The organism is Planctomycetota bacterium, assembly GCA_033763975.1.
In the GTDB taxonomy this organism is placed as follows: domain Bacteria; phylum Planctomycetota; class Phycisphaerae; order Phycisphaerales; family UBA1924; genus RI-211.
The window spans coordinates 1-20,015 of the sequence record JANRJM010000016.1 but is presented as its reverse complement, the minus strand read 5'-3'; the positions used below and the strand labels follow the sequence as shown (position 1 = coordinate 20,015).

Below are 20,015 nucleotides of genomic sequence, written 5' to 3'. Positions count from 1 at the left end.
GCCCGGCTACTGTTCGGGCCGAGCACTGAGGGAACTACCAATGGCGTGCATTCTCGTCGTTTCGGGTCCCAGCGAAGGGCTGTACTCCCCCCTGGGCAAGCGCGTCACCGTCGTCGGGCGCGACGAGGGCTGCACCGTGCAGGTGCTCGACGAACGCGTCTCGCGCAAGCACATCCAGATCCGCTTCGAGGACGCCAAGAACACCTATGTCGTCCTCGACATGAAGAGCGCCAACGGGCTGTTCATCAACGGCCGACGCATCGAGGGCGAGTGCGAACTCCGCGACAACGACGAGATCCAGATCGGCAACACCAAGATCCTCTTCATGAACGCCGAGTTCCCCGACAAGGCCAGCGCCATGAACGCCTACAAGCAGCGCGGCCAGCGCATGCGCCCCACCATCGAGCAGCGCTGACACGCCCGACCAGCGGCCCGCCGGTCGATCACCGCTTCCCGCGCCGCCCCGGCGCGGCGGAGATTCCGTCGCGCGCCCGCACGAGTTCGCGGCACCGGGCCGGGTCGAGCGCGTTCGACCACACGCCGCCCCGCTTGATCGACGAGCCCACGATCGCCCCCGAGGCGTGACGGAAGAGCCCGGGCAGGTTCCGGGGCGTCACGCCGCTGCCGAGCAGCACCGGCAGCCGCACCGCCCCCGCGCAGGCCTCGACGTCCGCCGCCTCCGGCGCTCGCCCCGTGAAGCCGCCCGTCACGATCAGCCCGTCGGCGCCGAAGAACGCCGCGGCGTGGGCGGCGTCGGCGAGCGTCAGGTCGGCGGTCAGCGCGTGCGACGCGTGCTTCTTCTTGATGTCCGCGAAGATCCGCACGCGCTCCGCACCGATCTCCCGCCGGTAGCGGAGCAGACTCGGCGCGACCGCCTGCCCCAGCAGCCCCTCGTCCGCGACGTGCGCGTACACGAAGTTCTCCACGCGGATGAACGAGGCGTTGCACGCGAGCGCAACCGACAGGGCCTCCTTCTCTCCAAGCGACAGGATCTGCACACCCAGCGGCAGTTTCGGGGTCGCCTCCCGAACCGCCAGGCCGATCCGCGTCATCAGCGCCACCGTGTGCGGGGCGTGCGGGGCGCTCGCGTACGGGCGGTCGTGCATGTTCTCGATCAGCAGCGCGTCGAACCCCGCAGCCGCCAGCGTGCGCGCCTCGCCCACGGCTGTCTGCGTGATGGCGTCCGGCGTGTGGCGCGCGAACGGCGAGCCGGGCAGGGCCCGCACATGGATCATCCCGATCAGCGCACGGGGCGGCAGAAACTCAGGCATGCGCCGAGCGTAGCGAGCCCGTACCGACGCCGGCGCATCCGGGCACGCCCGCCCCGGGCGTCATCGTGCCTCGAGCAGCGACGCCCGGATGATCTCGGTCGCCCGGGCGAGCTCGTCGTCCGTGACCGTCAGCGGCGGCGTGAGCGTGAGCACCCGCCCGTCCGACACCTTGAAGTTCAGGCCCCGCTCGAGGCAGGCGTACAGCACCCGGTCGCAGAGTTCGACCGTCGAGCCGCCCGCGGGGACGCGGAGCTCGACCCCGACAAGCAGGCCCACGCCCCGCACCTCGCGGAGCAGGCCGGTGGGCGCGAGCCGCTCGCGCAGGCTCGCCCGCCAGGCCTCGCCGGCCCGCGCGCTGCGGGACACGAGGTCCTCGTCGCGCAGCACGTCGAGCGTGGCCAGCGCCGCCGCGCAGCCCAGCGGGCTCTTCTCGTGCGTGTAGTGCCCCAGCGCGCCGTGCGGGGCGGCGTCGAGCGCGCCCCGCGCCAGCACCGCGGCCTGCGGCACGATGCCCCCGCCCAGGCCCTTGCCCATCACCAGGATGTCCGGCGTCACGCCGAAATGCTCGAACGCGAACATCCGCCCGGTGCGCCCCAGGCACGTCGGGATCTCATCGAACACCAGCAAAGCCCCGTGCCGGTCGCACGCCGCCCGGATGCGCTGCCAGTAGGCCGCGGGCGGCACCTCGACGGTCGTGCAGCGGACGGGCTCGGCGAACACCGCCGCGACATCGCCCTCGCGGGCAAGCACGTCCTCGACCTGTGCGGCGCACGCGAGCGAGCACACGCCGGCGCAGCCGAGTGCACAGGCCGACGGGGCGAACGGCGCGACGTGCTCGCACCCCGGGAGCAACGGGCCGGCATCGCGTCGGAAGACGCCTTCGCCACCGATGGAGATAGTGTCGAGCCCCGCGCCGTGGAAGGCGCCCCACATCGAGACGAACTTGAAGCGTCCGGTCGCCACGCGCGCCAACTTCATGGCGATGCCCATCGCCGCCCCCCCACCGGGGGCCAGGAGCACCTTGGGGAGCGCCCCGCCGGTCAGCGCGGCGAGCGCCTCGGCGAGGCGCACGGCAGGCTCGTTGGTGTAGCGGCGCGGACAGAACGGCAGGTCGTGCAGTTGCCGGGTGATCGCCTCGACCACCCGCGGATGCCCGTGCCCGACCTGGTGCGCGCTGTTGCCGTGGAAGTCGAGGTACTCGCGGCCTTGGACATCGACCAGCGTCGAGCCGCGGACGCCGGCGAGCGCGGTGATGCAGGGCGTCGAGAGCGACTGGCGGAGGAAATGGCGCTCGTCGCGGTCGAGGAGGCTGCGAGCGTCGTCACTCAAGACGCGTTGCTGAAAGGACAAGCGCGCGGGAGTGGCGTTGACATCCCCCTCGGAAACATCGGGGCGTCGCTGCATGTTACTATTCGACAGCAACTTGGAAACCTGAGCCGAGCGACCTGTGCGGGGTCTTGGGCGGGTCTACAGGCCGGTGTACCACGGCAGGGAGTCGTCGATGTTGACCTTGCCGATGGCCTTGACGTGCCCGTCGCCCCACGCGGAGTTGCAGCCGGCGTTATGGCGGAAGTACTCCTTCTGCCAGTTGCGGAAGCGAGGATCGCCGTTGTCAACGTCGGGGTTGTACTGCGTCAGGTCGTTCAGCGTGTCGCCGTTGGCGTCGAGCATGTGCTCGAAGGCGTCCTGGAAGATGATGATCGCGGAGGGCTGGAGGACGCTGCTGACACGCTGAGGAACCGAGATGACGCGGTTGTACTGCGCGACGAACTGCCTGCGGAACCACGTAGCGGCCGGGCGGTTGGTGGCGGAGTCGATCCGGTCATCCACGCCGTTGAAGCCGTACGTCTGGTAGTAGTGATCGGGGCTGAAGTTGGTGCCCGCGGGGTAGGGATCGATGGTCTTGGCCTCGGGGCAGCGCCAGAACTTCCAGCCCGGGAAAGGCGGGTTTTCCTGCGACGGCCAGGGCATGCGGGCCGTGTACCACTCGGGGTCGACGCTGATGTCGAAGTACGGATCGTAGATGTTGCCCCAGTACGCCACGTCCGGCGGCCCGCCGTCCGAGGTGTAGTCGATGACGTAGGGGCGAACGAGGCGCAGGTTGGTGGGCTGGTAGGGTCCGTTCTGGTTGATCCGCAGAAACCGAGCGCCGTAGTTGAGGCGCTTGGCGTGGTGGTGGTCCTTGTGGTCGGCGGCGTACGCGAAGATGATGCTGTAGATGGTGCGCTGGTTGCTCGCGCACACCACCTGGCGGCCCGACGCACGGGCCGAGCCGAGTGCGGGGAGGAGGATGCCGATGAGCAGCGCGATCACGGCAATGACCACGAGCAGCTCGATCAGAGTAAATCCCGGGTGTCCGTGCCGGAATCGAATCGCGTTTCGCACAGTGCCTCCTCGGGCGCGCAGACCGCGACGCCGCCAAGCCGACGAGTGTACCCGGGCCTGTTAAGACGTCGCGGACGGGGGGCGGCGTTTTTTCATCAAGACTGTGTGAAGTTCTGCGTATTTACAGAACCATCACACAACCTTGCTTGAGCTTTGCGCTTCGAGCGATTGTTGCGCCGTGCACCGGGGTCTACATTCATTACGTCGGGACGGTCGGTCGTCGGCACGTTCCGCACACATAGTTTTTTGGGGAAGGAGTGAGTGATGCGGAAGATTACCGGTAGTCCCAGCGCTGCGGCGCTCGCCGCGGTCGTGGGCATGGCCTGCACGACGACGGCGTTCGCGCAGACGACGTTCTACTCGCAGAACTTTGATGGCGCGGCTCCGACGAACCAGTCGGGCGACCCCTCCGTTGTGAACGCGTGCGCCCCGCCGGCGCCGGCGTTCACGCACGCGTTCCCGACCGGCTGGACGTGGAACACCTGCGCGACCAAGACCTACGCCTGCCGCAACCCGCTCGAGTGCGGAACCCCGTCCGACTGCGATCCCTCGGGCGAAACCGACTGCGCGACGACCGAAGGCGTGTTCGAGTGGGAGGGGTGGTCGATCACCTCGAAGGCGTTCTGGGGCATCCGCACCGACGACCAGCAGCGCACGCAGTTCACGCTCGGCACGGGCAACGTCGCCGTGGTTGATCCCGACGAGTGGGACGATCGCGGGGACCCGGACAACAACTGCGGGTTCCTGAACTCGCGCGTCACCACCCCGGTGATCAACATCAGCACGATCGACGCGGGCAGCCTGACCTTCAAGTTCGACTCGTCGTGGCGTCCCGAGGGCTTCGACGACGCGAACGGCCTGAACAACCAGACCGCGGTGATCCGCGCGATCTACACGGTCGGGGGCGTCGAGCAGGCCCCGGTGCAGGTCATGCGCTGGGATTCGGACAACGGGTCAAACGCGCCGGGCAACTTCTTCAAGCCCGACGCCACGAACGAGATGGTCGTGCTGACCAACGCGTCGGCGGGCGACGGCACCGACCGCTTCCCGGGGCTGAACGTCCCGGCGGGGGCGACGGCGGTGCGGTTTGAGATCAGCATGATCGAGGCGGCGAACGACTGGTGGTGGGCGATCGACAACCTGTCGGTGGACGGCACGGTCGGCGGCTCGCCGACGAACGTCTTCGCCGAGAACTTCGACGCGGTCCCGCTGCTCCCCCCGGTGCACGAGATCCCGCCGGCGACGTGCGCCAACACGTACTGCGGCGTGAACACCTACACCCACACCGGCCCCGGCGGCACCAGCGTGACCGTCGCGAGCCCGGCGTCGGGCGGCGTGCCGGACTGGCGCGGCTGGTCGTTCGTCGAGCGTTCCTTCTGGAACTGCGTCGAGGGCAACGGCACGAACTTCGTGAACTCGTCCGGGCGCATCGCGGTCGCCGACGGCGACGCGTTCGATGACCTGGCGAGCTCGGGCGGCGGGCTGGACACGACGCTGGCGACGCCGGCGATCGACATCTCCGGTCGCTCGGGCAACGTCCTCGTGCTGGCGTTCGACTCGTCGTGGCGCTGGGAGGCTCCCCAGACCGCGTCGGTCGTGGCCGAGTACAACACGGGCGAAGTGATCGACCTGGTCCGCTGGGAGTCGGTCCCCGGGCCGTTCTTCAAGGACGACGCCGAGGGCGAGCTCGTCGCTCGCGCGATGGTGGTGCCGGCCGGCGCCACGAGCGTGACGCTGAAGTTCCGCTACACGGGCGGGAACAACTGGTGGTGGGCGATCGACAACATCCGCGTGTTCGAGGGCCAGGCGACGGTCGACGTCGCCGGGTTCACCCCGAACCAGGCGCTCATGGCCGTCGCCCCGACGTACAACTTCCCGGCGTGCTTCTCGCCCTGGACGCTGTCGCCCCCCACGGACTGGACGTCGGTCTGGGCTCCGTGCGGCGCATGCCCGTCCGAGTGCGGCCGCCCCGAGTGGCGCGGCTGGGCGTTCGCGTTCAAGGACTGGTGGTGGCAGCGCGTGGACAACCAGCGCCGCAGCGAGTTCACCCTCGCGAACGGCATCGTGGCGATCGCCGATCCTGACGAGTGGGATGACTTCGCGAACGGGCAGGCCGAGTTCAACGCGTTCCTGACCACGCCGGCGATCAGCCTGCCCCAGACCGTGAACTCCGCGTCGCTGAACTTCGTGTCGTCCTGGCGCGACGAGGCGTTCGACGACGGCAACTCCTGCAGCCCGCTGCCGCCGGCGGCCGTGATCACGGGGATCAGCGCGACGAACCCCGCGGTCGTGACGACGGCGACGCCGCACGGCTTCCGCGACGGGAAGTACGTCGACATCAGCGGCAGCAACTCGGCTCCCACGCTCAACGGGCGCGTCCGCATCAACGTGACCAGCCCCACCACCTTCACCGTCCCGGCCGAGGTCCTCACCGCCAGCTCGTCGGCGGTCCGCACCATCGTGAGCATCAGCACGGGCAACCCGGCGACCGTCACCACGTCGGCGCCGCACGGCCTCAACACCGGCGACGTGATCTTCGTCGGCGGCACCGACTCGGTCCCCGCCGTCAACGGCGCTCGCACCGTCACCGTGACGGGGCCCGACACCTTCACCCTCCCGATCGACATCACCACGCCCGGCACGTCCGGCCTGTTCGCGACCTCGGGCCTGGCCACCGCCCGCAACACCAACAACCAGACCGCCGTGATCAAGGCGACCTACTCCGTCGGCGGCGTGCCTCAGTCGCCGGTCGAGATCTTCCGCTGGGATTCGGACAGCGGGCGTGCGGCGTCGGGCCAGCAGATCTTCATCCCGCCGAGCCCCTTCTTCCACAACGACAACCCCAACGAGGTCGTCAACATCCCGCTCTCGTCGATCCCCGCGGGCGCCGAGAACGTGAAGTTCGAGATCGGCCTCATCGAGTCCCGCAACGACTGGTGGTGGGCGATCGACAACGTCGTCGTGCAGGTCAACGGCTCGAACGTCTTCACCGAGGACTTCGAGAACGTCCCGAACCTGTCGGCGCCCCCGACCGAGCTGCCCCCCGTCGCGCAGTGCTTCTACTTCTCGACCGTCACGGAGCAGAACCCCAACTACGCCGTCGACAACAGCGGGCTCGTGAACTGCACCCCCGGCGATGACTTCTACGGCTGGAACGCCTGGACCACCGAGGCCTGGGCCCGCGCGGGCGGCGGCGGCAACCGCTACCAGCACGGCGCTCCCACCGTCTTCGTCTCCGACTTCGACGCTCGCGGCTGCGACGGCACCACGATCCTGTCCTCGCCGGACTTCCCCATCGGCCAGCTCAACCCGGGCTCGATCTTCCTCTCCTTCCGCTCGGGCTGGGACGCGGCCCCCGGTCACAACAGCATGATCCAGGCCTCCTTCAACGGCGGCACCTCCTGGCAGACCGTCCTCGCCTGGAACCCCTCCAACAAGGGCACCACGGTCGATGAGCCCGTCAGCGTCAACATCCCCACCGACGGCACGCAGAACACCGTCCGCTTCCGCTTCGTCGACATGGACGCCGGCTGGTGGGTCGTCAGCAACATCCGTCTGACCGGTGTCGTCGGCGTCCCGCCGTGCGACCCCGACTTCAACCAGGACGGCAACGTCGACCAGGACGACATCTTCTGCCTCTCGCTCGTCGTCGCCGGTGATCCGTCCTGCTCGGGCTCTGACCCGGACTTCAACCGCGACGGCAACGTCGATCAGGACGACATCTCGGCTCTCGAGCAGGTCGTGGCCGGCTCCGCCTGCCCCTAACCTGACTCGCACGTCCTGAGAGAGCACGTCTCGCTCTGACAGCACTCTGGGCCCCGGCGAACGCGCCGGGGCCCTTTTCTTTTTGTGCGATCGACGCGCGCGACGACCGCCAACGACAGGTTTCCCTCGTTTTCGTCGACCGACGCGGTTCGCCTTGCCAACGACGCGTCCGGCGGTACGTTCATGTTCGCCGGGGTGCGCAGCGCGGGAGCGCTGGCGTGCGCCCCGCACCGGAGGCCGCCATGCGTTCAACTCGCCGCACGTTTGCCCTCGCGCGACCGGATCGCGCCCGCCTCTTCGCCTTGCTCGCGGCGGCGTGCCCCGCGTACGCCGCGATGGGCCAGTGGACCGCCATCAATCTCGAACCGACCGCGCCCGGGCTCGTCACCTCGCAGGCGTACGGCGTGCACGCCGGGCAACAGGTGGGGATCGTCGTGGTGAACGGCGAGACGCAGGCGGCGGTGTGGTCCGGCTCGCCCGGGTCGTACGTCAACCTCTCGCCCGCGGGCGTGCCGAACCTGTTCGCGTCGGCCGCGCTGGGCGCGCACGCCGGCGTGCAGGTCGGGTACATCGCGGTGGTGAACGACGAGGGCGACGACTTCTCGCTGGCGGCGATGTGGAGCGGAACGCCCCAGAGCTACGTCGACCTTCATCCGCCGGGCTTCGAGCAGTCCCGCGCGCTCGCGGCGGACAGCACCACGCAGGCTGGGTGGGTCACGGTGAACGGCGTGCCCAGGGCCGCCCTGTGGACGGGCACGCCCGCGAGCTACATCAGCCTGCACCCCACGGGCCCGACGCAGTCGATCATCACGGCGCTCGACGGCGAGACGCAGGCGGGGTACGCGTCGGTCGGGTTCTCGCACGCGAGCCTGTGGCGCGGTACGCCCGAGTCCTGGGTCGACATGCACCCCGTGCAGGTCCCGGAGATCTCGGTCTCCGCGGTGCTGGGCGCCCACAACGGCCAGCAGGCGGGCTGGGCAATCTACGGCCCGGCGAGCGGGGGCATCTCGCACCCGGCCCTCTGGACCGGTTCGGCCGATTCGTACGTCGATCTCCTGCCCGCCGGCTGGCGCGACGGCATGGCCATCGCCACCTACGACGGACGACAGGCCGGCAACGCGCGCATGGCCGGCAGCGACTACCGCGCGCTGGTGTGGAGCGGCACGCCGGGCAGCTTCGAGAACCTGCACGACGTGCTCCCGACCGGCTACCTCCGCTCCAACGCGCTGGGCATCTGGAACGACGGCGTGAACTGGTACGTCGCGGGCATCGCCGTCACGCCCGGCCCGGCGTTCACCAGCGACGCGATCCTGTGGGTCTCGCCGATGGCCCCGGCCTGCGAGCCCGATTTCAACCTCGACGGCAACGTCGATCAGGACGACATCGCGTGCCTCACCCAGGTCGTCGCGGGCGACGCGTCGTGCTCGGCGCAGGACCCGGACTTCAATGGCGACGGCAACGTCGACCAGGACGACATCGCGGCCCTGGAGCAGGTCGTCGCCGGCGCGCCGTGCCCCTAAGGACGGGACGGAGGCTAGTTCCGCGGCATCGCCTCGATCCGGCGGACCACTTCAGGCAGGTCGGCGACGGTGTCGATCACGAAGTGCGCTCCGGCGTCGAGCAGCGTCCGGCGCGCGTCGGCGATGCGGCGCGTGCGCTCCGCGTCGGGGAGGTGCTCGAACGACTTCTGGTCGAGGCCGACGAGGTTGCCCGACGCCACGACGCCCACGGCCCAGGCGCCGGCGTTGACGCCCGACTGCACGCCGACCACGGTGTCATCGACGACGACGACCGCCGCCGGGGGGTAGACGTTCAGGCGGCGCATGTTCTCGAAGACGATCCACGGATGCGGGCGCCCGTGCTCGATGTCCGTGGCGCAGAGCATGCAATCCACCTCGAAGCCCTGGCGCGTGGCGGCCGCCATCACGCGGTCCATGATGGGGCGGGTGTACCCGGTGGCCGAGCCGACGCGGATGCTGCGCGAGCGCATCCACGCGAGCATCTCGAGCGCGCCGGGGATCACCTCGCTGAACCTCTCGACGCAGGCTTCCTGCAGGGGCAGGAACGTGGCGTAGATCGCGTCGATGTCGCCTTCGCCGAAGGGCCGCCCGTGCTTCGCGCTCCACTGGGCGGTGGCGCCGGGCGTGCGGGCGATCGCGGCGATGTGGTCGCGCTTCGCCATGCCCATCGGCGCCCGCGCGTCGGCCTGCGTGATGGTGACGCCGTGCTGCGCGAAGGCCTCGACGAACGTCGCGGCGGGCGCGCACGAGCCGAAGTCGACGGTGGTGCCCGCCCAGTCAAGCACGAGCGCCTTGATGGTTCGCGGGGCGGAGGCGGGGGTGGTGCCCCCGCGCACGATGGAGTCGGTCGTCATGGTGTGTCTCCTCCGATGCCGCCCCACCACTCGCGGGCGAGGGCGAATGCCATGGTCATGCCGGCGCCGCCGGCGGCGCACACGAGGCGCACGCCCGGGCGCGGCTCGTCCACGAAGACGGTACGCCCGGGGAGCTTGGAATACAGCCCGTGCCAGCGGCGCACGACGCGCCACGAGGGTAGATCCACCAGGCGACGCAGCTCGGCGAGGATGAGGTCGTCGATCGTCGCGTTGTCGAAGGGCGTGATGTCGGCGTCGTACTCGTGGCTGTCGCCGACGATGATCTCGCCGGTGCTGTGCTGCGAGGCGAGGACGTGGATGCCGTAGCGGTCGAGGTCGGGCGTGTCGCGCGCGATGCGGGACCGCACCCGGGGCAGCGACGGGCACACCGCGAAGTTCTCGTAGTGCCGCAGCGTGAGCCCGCCGGCGATCATCGGGCCCAGTTTCCAGGACGGGGGCGGGGCCTCCAAGGCCATCATCTGGAGCTTGCAGCGGCGCACGCCCGTGCCCGCGAGGGCCCCCGGGAAGAGCTCTTCGATCTCGTGCCCCGCGCACACGAGCACGCGGGCGGCCTCGGCCACGTGCGCCCCCTCGCGCGACGCGCTGTGCACCGCCGGGTGTTCGATGCGCGAGACGCGCTCGTTCCAGCGGAACTCCACGCGGTAGCGCGACGCGAGGTGCCGGGCGAGGCCCGCGATGGCGCGGGGCGAATCGACGCAGACCTCCGTGGCGCTGTAGAGCCCGGCGAGCACGGTGTCGCGCCGGGCGGCGGGGCTGATCGCCGCCACCGCGCCGCGGTCGAGCAGGCGCACGTCGTACCCGAGGCCGGGCCCGCGCTCGGCGAACTCGCGCAGCACGTCCAGTTCGTCCTCGTGCGTCGCGAGGTGCAGGCTTCCCGACGCGTCGTGCCACAGATCGGCCTCGCGGCACAGATGAAGCCAGGTCTCGCGCCCGACCTTGGCGCGGGCGAGGTTCTCCCCGGGCGTCTGCCCGACGACCCAGACCATGCCGAAGTTGCGGATCGACGCCCCCTCGCATCGCGGGGAACGCTCGTACACCACGGTCCGCAGCCCGTGCCGGGCGGCTTCGTACGCGTGCGCGAGCCCGATGATCCCCGCGCCGATGATCGCGACGTCGTACCGGGGCGTCACGGACGCGCACCCTGGGCCGCGCCCAGCGCGGAAGCGCCCGCGGGCGGAGCGGCGTCGCGCGCCCGACGCGAGATGCCCCCGAAGTAGACGCCCGACCCGGCGATCATGAGCACGCCCAGCGCCGACACGCCGTACGTCATGTACCTGAGGAAGCCCAGGCGGCTCATGTCGCCCGCCCCCAGGTCCTTGTAGAGCTGCACGGCGACCGAGCCGGTGTACCCGAGCGCGTCGGCCATGTAGATCGCGAACACCGCGGTGCCCACGAAGCCCGTGCAGGCCATGAGACGGTCGAAGAGCACCGAGCCGTACGGCACGTAGCAGAGGTACGCGCCCATGCCGACCAGGATCATCCAGAGCAGCCCGGAGATCGCGCCGGCGTCGAGCAAGAGCGTCGCCCCGCCCATGAGCGCGACGCCGAAGCCCATGATGCCGAGCGCCACCAGCAGCCCGGAGCGGTTGTTCTTGACGAGGCTGAGCAGCGCAAGCGTGCCCATGACGCCGAAGGCGATGGGCATCTCGGTCTTCGTGAAGATCGCCTTGACGTCGGCGTAGCCGAGCTGACCCAGCACCTCGACGGCGTAGTTGTCGCGGTAGTCGCGGTAGGCGGTGAGGAAGAAGTAGAGCAGGAAGAGCATGAACAGGCCCGGCGCGAAGCGTCGCACGAAGGCCCAGCGGTCGCTCGCGTTCATCGGGGCGCGCTGCACCCGGGCCGCCACGTCCGCGGCGGTGGGCTCGGGCACCTGGTTCAGCAGGAACACGCTGAGGAGATAGGGGAGCAGGAAGAGCGCGCCGGTGACGGCGGGCATCCAGGCCTCGCTCGCGCCCAGGTCGGACATGACCCAGCGTCCGACGTCCTTGACGATGCCGCTGCCCACGATGAACGAGCACGAGAGCCCGGCGAGCAGCGCCTCGGACGCTCGCCGTCCTTCGAGATACCACACGACCAGCCCCCAGACCATGCCCAGCGGCAGCCCGTTGGCGAACATGGCGAGCGCCTTGAGGTCCTTGGGCAGCACGGCGAACAGCACGAGCGTGACCTGCGCGATGGCGATGAGGAGCACGAGGGCCGCGGCACGGCGCGAACGGGTCATCTCGGAGCAGATCTTGACGCCGATGTACTTCGACACCGTGTACCCGAGCAACTGGCTGATGACATACGCGGTCTTGGCGTTGATCCCCGTGCCCAGGAACGTGAGGTCGGCGAACGTGCCCGCGGTGAACGGCCTGCGGAACGCGTACATGCAGAGGTAGGTGGTGAACGACACCGCCATGGCGAAGAGCACGGTGGCGATGGCGGGCGAACGCTCGAGCCGGGTGCGCAGCATGAAACCTCCGGACGCGCCCACGTGGCGCGGGGAGGCCAGTCTAGCGGGACGTGCGGGGCCCGCCCCCGCTGGGGGGGCCGATGCGCACAGCCGGAGGATCTTTGCGCATTTCTAGCGCACCGGCAGGGTTCCGCGCGGCGGACGGCGCGGTGCCCGCCCGGGCGCACGACATGCACGGCAGATCAGATGGTCTTCGCACTGCGTCCCATCAGGTAATAGATGATCAGCCCGATGATCGGCAGCAGCAGGATGACCAGCAGCCAGAGGACCTTGGCGCCCAGCGACTTCCCGGACGCGATGATCTCGAACGCCGCGATGATGAAGAGAATGAAGTGAATCACACCAAGGATCGTGTACAGCGTCACAGGCAGCCTCCTTAACGGGAGAGCATGCGGGCGATGCGCGAACCACGGGTAAGAGCGGTGTGAGAAGCGTGTCACGCGGGCGCGGATCAGACGCCCCGCCGCACGACGACCTCTCCGCTCGCGACGTCGCGGATCGCCTCGATCACGTCGGCCACCTCGCCGTGCTTGGAGATCAGCCCCCAGCCGCCCGCGTTCAGCACCGCGTCCGCCATACGGGGCGAGTCGTACCCGCTGAAGCCCACGACCCGCACCTGGGGGCACGCGCGCTCGAGTTCGGCGATGGCGTCGAGCGGGTCCTTCCCAGGCATCGTGAGATCCAGGACGATGACGTGCGGGCGCAGACGGGCGGCGTGCCCGGCGAGGTCCTCGGCGTGGTGCAGCGTGCCCACGCACGCCAGCCCGCGCTGCGCGCTGATGAGGCGCGCGAACAGGTCGGTGATGTCGGGCGAGTCGTCGATGACCAGGACGCGGATCGTCGCGTCCGCGGCGGCGTCAGGGGTGATAGACACGCTGGACCTCCGGGCTCAGCGCGAACTCGGCGTTCGACACGCGCCGCAGCACGGCGAGGAGCTCGTCCTCGCCGTCGTTCTTGGACACATACCCCCAGACTCCGACATCGACCGCTCGCTCCACCAGGTCCCGGCGCACGTGCCCGCTGAAGACCACCACCCGGGTGCTCGGGCAGTGCGCGACCAGGTCCTTGATCGCCTCGAACGGGTCTCGCCCGGGCATGTCGATGTCGAGCAGCACCAGCGACGGGCAGTCTCGCACCACCGTCTCCGTGAGCGTGTCGGCCCGCGAGAGCTCCCCCTTCCACGAGAACCCCTTCGTGCGCGAGAGCTTCATCGCGATCGCCTCGACGACGAACTGATTGTCGTCGACGCACAGCACGCTGATGACCTCGTCGGCGGGCGGGCCGGACATCACGGGGCGCCCCCTGGTGCGCTCGGCACCGGCGGGGCCACGGCCCGCGGCGCACCGTTCGCCCCCCGACGGATGGCCTCGCGGATCACTTCCACCCGCGGGCGCAGGCCGATGGCGATGCACCCGGCCGGCGCCTCGCCCGGCTCCACGAGCGCGATGGTCGGGACGCCGGGCGGAACGTCCGCGGGCGGTGCGTCGGTGATGACCAGGTCGGCCTCGCTCCGGGCGCTCGGCTCGATATCGAACGCCAGGTGCCGCAGATCGGCGGTGATGATCGCCCGAAGCCGCGCGTCGCGGATGTCGACGCAGGCGCGGCGTCGACGCCCGACGGGCACGGCGGGCACGTCGGGCAACCCGGGCTTCAGCCGCAGGGTGAACGTCGTGCCGCGGCCCAGGGCGGAGACGAGCTCGACCACGCCCCCGGCCTGCTTGACCAGCCCGTGCACGAGCGCCAGCCCGAGCCCGGTCGAGACGTCTCGCGTCTTGGTGGAGAAGAACGGCTCCATGCACCGGGCCAGCACGTCCTCGCTCATGCCCGGGCCCGTGTCGCTCACGGCCAGGAGGATCTCGTCGTCGCGCTGAGACGCCAGGACGCGTACCTCGCCGGATGTGGCGTCGCGCATCGCCTCGCCGGCGTTCTGCACGAGGTTGAACACCGCCTGCATGAGTGCCGCGTGGTGGATCTGCACCCAGCATTCGCCCTGCGGGAACTCCCCCTCGAGCGTGACCCCGCGCGGGAGCGTGCTCTTGAGCACCGGCGACGCCTCCGACCACCACGCGTGCAGCTCGGTCGCGCGGGTCGTCGGGACGGCGGCCGGCTCGGACGCGAGCAGGCGAAGCCCGCTCGCGAGTTTCTGGAGGTACGACACCCCGCCCCGGATGCCCGCGAGTTCCTGGCGCGCTTCCGCCGGAAGGTCGAACGACTCGAACGACTCCAGTCGCACGCGGATCGGCACCAGGAGATTGCCCATGTCGTGCCCGAGCCCGGCGGCGAGCGTCCCCAGCGACGCCATGCGCTCGGACATCCGCAGGCGCCGGTGCGATCGCTCGAGTTCCGCGGTGGCGTCCTCGACCGCCCGGCGCAGCCGGTCCTCGGCGCGCGCCTGATCGTCGATGTCGGTGCAACTGCCCACCCACTCGCGCACGCCGCCGTCGGGGCGGAGCAGCGCCATCCCCCGCGCCATGTTTACCCGGTATCGCTGCGACGCGGCGTGCCACAGCCGCGCGCGGGCGCCGTAAACGGATTTGCTGTCGCGGGCACGCTCCCAGGCGGCGCGGACGGCCGCGCGATCATCGGGGTGGAACGCTTCCAGACGCCCGAACCCGCGGTGCTGCTCCCACGATTGGCCCGTGTAGTTCTCCCACGCGGTCTGGGGCACGATGAAGTTGCCGTCCGGGTCGGTCACCCAGGGGACATCCGTCACCACCGAGAGCAGCGCGCGGTTGCGTTCTTCGCTGTCGCGCAGGGCCTGCTCGGCCTCGCGGTGGCTGGTGATGTCGGTGTTCGTGCCGAACCACAGCGTCACGCCGCCGTCGGCGTCGCGGATGGGGTGGGCACGCGACAGGAACCAGCGGTACTCGCCCGCGCTGGATCGCAGCGGGAAGACGTCCTCCCACGCCACGCCCCGGCGGATGTGGTCCGTGAACTTCTCCACGACACGCCCGACATGGTCCGGATGGTGCACCGTGCGCCAGCCCCAACCCTGCATCTGCTCGAGCGTCGTCCCGGTAAAGTCGTACCAGCGCTTGTTGTACCAGAAGACCGACCCGGACTCGTCCGCCATCCACGCGAACTGGTTAATGTTGTCGGCCAGCGTGCGGAACCGCTCCTCGCTCTCGCGCAGCCTCATCTCGGCGAACTTGCTGTCCGTCACGTCGACGACGAGCGCAAAGAACCCGCGCACGCGCCCGTCGGGGGCGCGGTCGGGCACGTATTGCGCGTTGATCCAGCGCGGCTCTTGCCCGCGGTACACGATCCGCGTCTCGAAGTGCGTCGGCTCGCCCCGCAGCGCCGCTTCGACGTGCGGCTCGAGCACGCTCGCCGGCCCGGGGCCCAGCACCTCCACCATCGTCCGCCCCAGCGTCTGCTCGCGCAGGATGCCGAACCAGCGCTCGTACTGGCGGTTCACGAACCGGTACCGTCGCTCGGTGTCGATGTACGCGATCAGCGCGGGCGTCCCGTCGGTCATGACGCGCAGCTGGTGCTCACGCTCCAGCAGTGCGCGCTCGGCGCGCTTGCGCTCCGTCGTGTCCTCCGCCAGGTAGCAGAACCGCTCCCGGCCCGAGGGGCCTTTGCCCAGCGGGCTCACCGTCACCGACAACCATCGCGTCTCTTCGCCCCCGTCGAACTGGTGCTCGAAGTGCACCGGCTCGCCCCGCGCGGCGCTCGCCCGGTAGTGCTCGAGCCACAGGCGCGTGATCTCCGGGCTGGCCCCCAGATCGCGCAGCGCCAGCTTGTTCATCGTCGAGCCGGCTTTCAGCCCGAAGAAGCGGCACGTCGCCGCGTTGTCGTAGAGGTGGAGCACGTCGTGTTCGAGCGGCTCGGTCACGCCCATGCACACCGGCGAGTGCTCGTAGAACGCCCGCAGGATCGTCTCGCTCGCCAGCAGTTCCTGCGTCGCGCGGTGTTGATCGGTGACGTCTACGGTGCACCCCACCACGCGCGCCGCGGCGCCGGACGCGTCGCGCGAGATCACGCACCGGTCTTGCAGGCGCAGCCAGCGCCCGTCGCGATGCCGTACGCGGTACTCGACCGTGCACGCCGAGCCCGTCGTTTCTTCGATCTCGCGGCGCACCCGCGCAACATCGTCCGGGTGCACCTGCGCGTACCACCACGCCGCCGTCGAGGGCACGTCGGACTCTTCGTACCCCAGCACCTCGCGCAGTCCCCGCGAACGCTCTACAAGCCCGGTTCGGAGGTCGTAGTCGTAGATGATCCCGTTCACCGCCTGGGCGGCCAGGCGGAACCGCTCGTCGATGCGGCGCTCGGTCGCGTCGTCGGCCGGCGTGCCCGATTCAGTCAGGCCGCGCGGGGTATCGGCGCCGGAAGCGTCCGGCGCGTCGTCGGCGTCGTGCACCTCGAACGCGACCACCGCGAACCCCGTGCGCCCGGGGGCGAGCGTCGGATGTCCCACCCCGTGCACGCGCCGGTACTCGCCGTCGCGCCGCCGCACGCGGAACTCTGCGGTGAAAGGCTCGCGCCGGGCGTGGGCGTCGCGCACGACGCGTTCGACCTCGGCGCGGTCCTGCACGTGCACGCACGCGAGCCACCCGGCGCCGACGGCCTGCGCCGGCGCCTGGCCCGTGAAGTCCTGCCAGGTGCGAGAGAACGACTCGCCCGCGCCGGTGCCGTCGGTTGTCCAGAAGAACGCGGGGTGCGGCCGTCGCTGGTCGTGCGACCCCGCGTCTGCGACGGGCAGGGTCGCCGTGGACGACTGCGGGGCATGGTGAGCATCGCGTGCCATGAGTGCCGGTCGAACCCGGTCGGACGGGGCGATTTCAACCCGCGCGGTGCGCCCCGGCGTGCGCGTCAGGCTCCGTCGACCGGCACAGTCTACGGGCGATTCACGCGCGTGCATACGCGTTCGGCGCGGGAAAAGCGCGTGAACACCGGCGCACCGGAGATTCATGTTGATTTCATGCGCCCGTCAACGGCCGGCGCACCGCCGAATGTAACAACGAAAAACGCCGTGCACGAGGTGTGCACGGCGCTGTTGCAAGTGACCCCAAGGGGATTCGAACCCCTGTTTTCAGGATGAGAACCTGACGTCCTAGACCGGGCTAGACGATGGGGCCAGGGCGGCCCCGCTGCGGCCGCTGACCGAGGATAGCGCGGCGAGCGGGCGGGTCAACCGTGCGGCGGGCGCGCCGTCGGGGCGTGCCGGGCATTCACCGGGCGGCGGACGTCGCCGCCGAGGCACGCTGGGTCATCTGCCGGCGAAGCTGCGACAGCGCGTAGACGGCGGCCTCTTCGGCCGTCTGCCCCACGACCGCCCCGCACGCCTGCCCCGCGCCGTCGCGCCATTCCGCCCGGTGGCAGTCGAACAACTGGATGTGTCGCACGGACAGCGAGAACCCGTTCTCGAGGAACACCTGCTCGATGTGCTCCTGGCTCGGGTACGGGCGGCCGTCCGCAAATCGGGCGATGCCCTTGGGTTCGGCCATCGTCCACCCGGAGTCGTACAGCGCGTCGATCGCAAAGCCCAGGCTCATCGGTCGCGTCCTCTCGTGCTACACCCCGCAGCAGGGCGGAACCCCGGCCCGCGGCCGCGATCATCCGCCCGAAAGTTCACGCTCCGTAAACACTTCCAGTATAGCGAGCGAGACCCCCGCTCTATCGGAATTCCGCCCGCCATCGGGTGAACACCCATCTTCGTGCAACCCGCACATATCCCGACTATTCGCGGTCGAAGGCCAGCAGCGCGACGATGTCGTACACCGCGTGGGTTGCCACCACGATCCCGAACCCGCGCGTGATGAACAGCCCCGCGAAGTACGCCCCCGCCACGCCATAGAACAGCACCAGCCGGAGGTCGAGCGCGCCGGAGGGTGCGCGGATGTTGTGATAGAGCGTGAACGCGACCGCCGAGGCCACGCCCGCGCTGACGAGGGCCGCCCGCTCGGGGATGCGGAACACGTCGACCAGCAGGAAGTGCATCCCGGTGATGAGCAGCAGGCGGAAGAGCAGTTCCTCGTACACGCCCGCGCCGATCGAGACCGTCAGTTTCGCCTGCCACGAGAAGGCGGCGAGCGGGGTGTCAACGCCCATGGCGGGGGCGCCGCGCGCGAGCACGAGGCTGAAGACCAGCAGCGGGAGCGCCCAGAGCGCGGACTCGGCCGCCATCCCCCCCACCACGCGCGCCCGGACACGCCACGGATCGCGCAGCAGCAGGTGCCAGGCGATGAGCACCACGCTCAACGCGATCGGCGGGACGTGCAGGCTCGCGACGCCGAAGTTCTCGAACACCGACGCCAGGATCCCGCGCGCGCCGATCGTATCGACGCCCCGCGCGACCTCGGACAGGTACAGCATCGAGCCCAGCTCGTAGAGCGCCAGCAGCGGGGTCAGAAACACCAGCACGTGCAGCGGGCGGGTGGAAGCGAGCGCGTACGAGCGTGCCACCGCGCCGCGCGAAACAGTGTCCGGTCGCCCCATGCGATGCGAGCGTAGCAATCGACGCGACGCCCGGGGCTCGCGCGGCCTTCACATTCAGATCGATCGAACGCCGCTCGCGCGGGTTCGGACGGCTCAGCCGGCGGCGGGCGCGCCCTTCTGCTTCGCCTTCACCTTCGCCGCGAGGCGGCTCTTGCGACGCGACGCCTGGTTCTTGTGGATCACGCCCACCGACGCCGTGCGATCGATGATCCGCGACACCTTCTTGAACGACGCGGCGGCGTCCGCGGGGCTGCCGTGGAGCAGGACCTCCTGCAGTTCCTTGATCGCCGTGCGCATCGTGATCAGCCGCCACTTGTTGCGTGCCCGGTGCTGCAGGTTCTGACGGACGCGCTTCTTGGCGGTGCGGCTGTGTGCCATGGATCGGGGTTCCAGTACCTTCGAGCGGACCTGCCGCGGACGCCCTGCGCCCGCGACCCACGTGAACGGATGAACGCCGGCTCGCCGGAGCCGGACGGGTCTACATGGTTCGCGTGCCCCCGGCGAGAATCAAGTGCCTTCCGGTCCGCGGCCAGCGTGCGGGGGTTGTCGGACGCTCACGCCCTACCGCGCCTTCACTTGGACCATGACCGACGCCCCGCCCCCGAAGGCCTCCCGCCACTCCCTGTTCGGGTCCACCTGGCTCGCGGTCGCAATCGGCCTGACGCTGTTGGCCGGCGGGTGGTGGGCGTTCACGTCGTTGCACGCCGAGCCCGCCGGCGGAACCGGTCGCGCGGCGGGCGCCAGCGGGTTCGCGTCGGCCCCCGCCGCGACCGGCACACCCTCACCATCGGCGTCGGAAGCGTCCCTAGCGGCCTACGCCCCCACCGCGTTCGCGATCGGGCTGAGCTTCGTGGGGGCGTACTTCGTGGGCTACGTCGTCCGGAAGGTGATCAAGCTGGCGGTGATTCTGGCGGTGCTGGTGGTCGTGGGGCTGTTCGCGCTCCGAGCCGCGGGCGTAATCAGTTTCGAACTAGGTGGGATGGAACAGGAAGCCCAGGAGGCATTGGAGCAGGCGCAGGCGTGGTCAGAGCGTGCGAAAGAGGCGTTGGCGACGGTGCTCCCGTCAGGGGTGTCGGGGACGCTGGGGCTGATCGTCGGGGCGAGGCGGGCGTAGAAACGAAAACGGGCCGGGAAAATCCCGGCCCGCGAAAGGTTGAATGCACGCGGAGAGCCGCGGGCGAACGTCGGGTTTACCACCCGCCGCTGCGGCGACCGCCGCCACCGCCGCCGCCGCCCCGGCCGCCACCGCCGCCGCCGTAGCCGCCGCCACCGCCGCCGCCGCCGTAGCCGCCACCACCGC

At 70.2% G+C, this 20,015-nt stretch carries 17 protein-coding genes and 1 tRNA gene; 4 read left to right on the top strand and 14 right to left on the bottom strand.

The annotated features are described in order from the left end of the window. The first annotated feature begins 40 nt into the window (after positions 1-40). Positions 41-415, top strand: a complete 375-nt coding sequence (locus SFY69_10065) for an FHA domain-containing protein (GenBank protein ID MDX2132385.1) — start codon at positions 41-43, stop codon at positions 413-415. Between the two features lie 28 nt (positions 416-443). On the opposite strand, the gene SFY69_10060 is transcribed toward SFY69_10065, so the two are convergent. From SFY69_10060 to SFY69_10050, 3 genes are all read right to left on the bottom strand, one after another. Further along, positions 444-1,271: a BtpA/SgcQ family protein gene (locus tag SFY69_10060; protein ID MDX2132384.1), complete on the bottom strand. Its 828-nt coding sequence runs from the start codon at positions 1,269-1,271 to the stop codon at positions 444-446. Between the two features lie 60 nt (positions 1,272-1,331). Beyond that, positions 1,332-2,675 carry an aspartate aminotransferase family protein gene (locus tag SFY69_10055; GenBank protein ID MDX2132383.1) on the bottom strand — a complete coding sequence of 448 codons (1,344 nt, stop codon included), beginning with the start codon at positions 2,673-2,675 and terminating at the stop codon, positions 1,332-1,334. Between the two features lie 63 nt (positions 2,676-2,738). Further along, positions 2,739-3,656: a prepilin-type N-terminal cleavage/methylation domain-containing protein gene (locus SFY69_10050; protein ID MDX2132382.1), complete on the bottom strand. Its 918-nt coding sequence runs from the start codon at positions 3,654-3,656 to the stop codon at positions 2,739-2,741. Positions 3,657-3,920: 264 nt separating this feature from the next. Here SFY69_10050 and SFY69_10045 point away from each other — a divergent pair, with 264 nt between their 5' ends. Both SFY69_10045 and SFY69_10040 read left to right on the top strand, forming a co-directional pair. Beyond that, positions 3,921-7,421, top strand: coding sequence for a hypothetical protein (locus SFY69_10045; GenBank protein ID MDX2132381.1), 3,501 nt, complete (start codon positions 3,921-3,923; stop codon positions 7,419-7,421). Positions 7,422-7,663: 242 nt separating this feature from the next. Next, a complete protein-coding gene (locus SFY69_10040; GenBank protein MDX2132380.1) occupies positions 7,664-8,941 on the top strand; it encodes a hypothetical protein in 1,278 nt (425 codons plus the stop codon). Positions 8,942-8,955: 14 nt separating this feature from the next. Here SFY69_10040 and phnX read toward each other — a convergent pair whose 3' ends face one another. The 11 genes from phnX to rpsT form a co-directional block, all read right to left on the bottom strand. Continuing rightward, positions 8,956-9,795 carry a phosphonoacetaldehyde hydrolase gene (phnX, locus tag SFY69_10035; GenBank protein ID MDX2132379.1) on the bottom strand — a complete coding sequence of 280 codons (840 nt, stop codon included), beginning with the start codon at positions 9,793-9,795 and terminating at the stop codon, positions 8,956-8,958. Continuing rightward, positions 9,792-10,946, bottom strand: coding sequence for a TIGR03364 family FAD-dependent oxidoreductase (locus tag SFY69_10030; GenBank protein MDX2132378.1), 1,155 nt, complete (start codon positions 10,944-10,946; stop codon positions 9,792-9,794). The genes phnX and SFY69_10030 overlap by 4 nt, the downstream gene beginning before the upstream one ends. Continuing rightward, positions 10,943-12,271 carry a DUF5690 family protein gene (locus tag SFY69_10025; protein MDX2132377.1) on the bottom strand — a complete coding sequence of 443 codons (1,329 nt, stop codon included), beginning with the start codon at positions 12,269-12,271 and terminating at the stop codon, positions 10,943-10,945. The genes SFY69_10030 and SFY69_10025 overlap by 4 nt, the downstream gene beginning before the upstream one ends. Before the next feature lie 182 nt (positions 12,272-12,453). Further along, positions 12,454-12,636, bottom strand: a complete 183-nt coding sequence (locus SFY69_10020; protein ID MDX2132376.1) for a PLDc N-terminal domain-containing protein — start codon at positions 12,634-12,636, stop codon at positions 12,454-12,456. A gap of 86 nt (positions 12,637-12,722) precedes the next feature. Beyond that, positions 12,723-13,145, bottom strand: a complete 423-nt coding sequence (locus SFY69_10015) for a response regulator transcription factor (protein MDX2132375.1) — start codon at positions 13,143-13,145, stop codon at positions 12,723-12,725. Continuing rightward, on the bottom strand, positions 13,129-13,560 hold the full coding sequence (locus SFY69_10010; GenBank protein ID MDX2132374.1) for a response regulator transcription factor: 432 nt from the start codon (positions 13,558-13,560) through the stop codon (positions 13,129-13,131). The genes SFY69_10015 and SFY69_10010 overlap by 17 nt, the downstream gene beginning before the upstream one ends. After that, positions 13,560-17,024 (bottom strand): PAS domain S-box protein, encoded by a 3,465-nt coding sequence (locus SFY69_10005; protein MDX2132373.1) that lies wholly within the window; start codon positions 17,022-17,024, stop codon positions 13,560-13,562. Before SFY69_10005 ends, SFY69_10010 begins: the two co-directional genes overlap by 1 nt. Positions 17,025-17,280: 256 nt before the next feature. Continuing rightward, positions 17,281-17,355, bottom strand: a tRNA-Glu gene (locus SFY69_10000). Positions 17,356-17,448: 93 nt separating this feature from the next. Next, positions 17,449-17,772 (bottom strand): hypothetical protein, encoded by a 324-nt coding sequence (locus SFY69_09995; protein ID MDX2132372.1) that lies wholly within the window; start codon positions 17,770-17,772, stop codon positions 17,449-17,451. A 184-nt stretch (positions 17,773-17,956) separates the two neighbouring features. Next, positions 17,957-18,715 carry a CPBP family intramembrane glutamic endopeptidase gene (locus tag SFY69_09990; protein MDX2132371.1) on the bottom strand — a complete coding sequence of 253 codons (759 nt, stop codon included), beginning with the start codon at positions 18,713-18,715 and terminating at the stop codon, positions 17,957-17,959. Between the two features lie 93 nt (positions 18,716-18,808). After that, complete coding sequence (rpsT, locus tag SFY69_09985) at positions 18,809-19,093, bottom strand: 30S ribosomal protein S20 (GenBank protein MDX2132370.1); 285 nt, start codon at positions 19,091-19,093, stop codon at positions 18,809-18,811. Positions 19,094-19,298: 205 nt separating this feature from the next. On the opposite strand from rpsT, the gene SFY69_09980 reads away from it, so the two are divergent. Further along, positions 19,299-19,829 (top strand): FUN14 domain-containing protein, encoded by a 531-nt coding sequence (locus SFY69_09980; GenBank protein ID MDX2132369.1) that lies wholly within the window; start codon positions 19,299-19,301, stop codon positions 19,827-19,829. Positions 19,830-20,015: the final 186 nt, after the last annotated feature.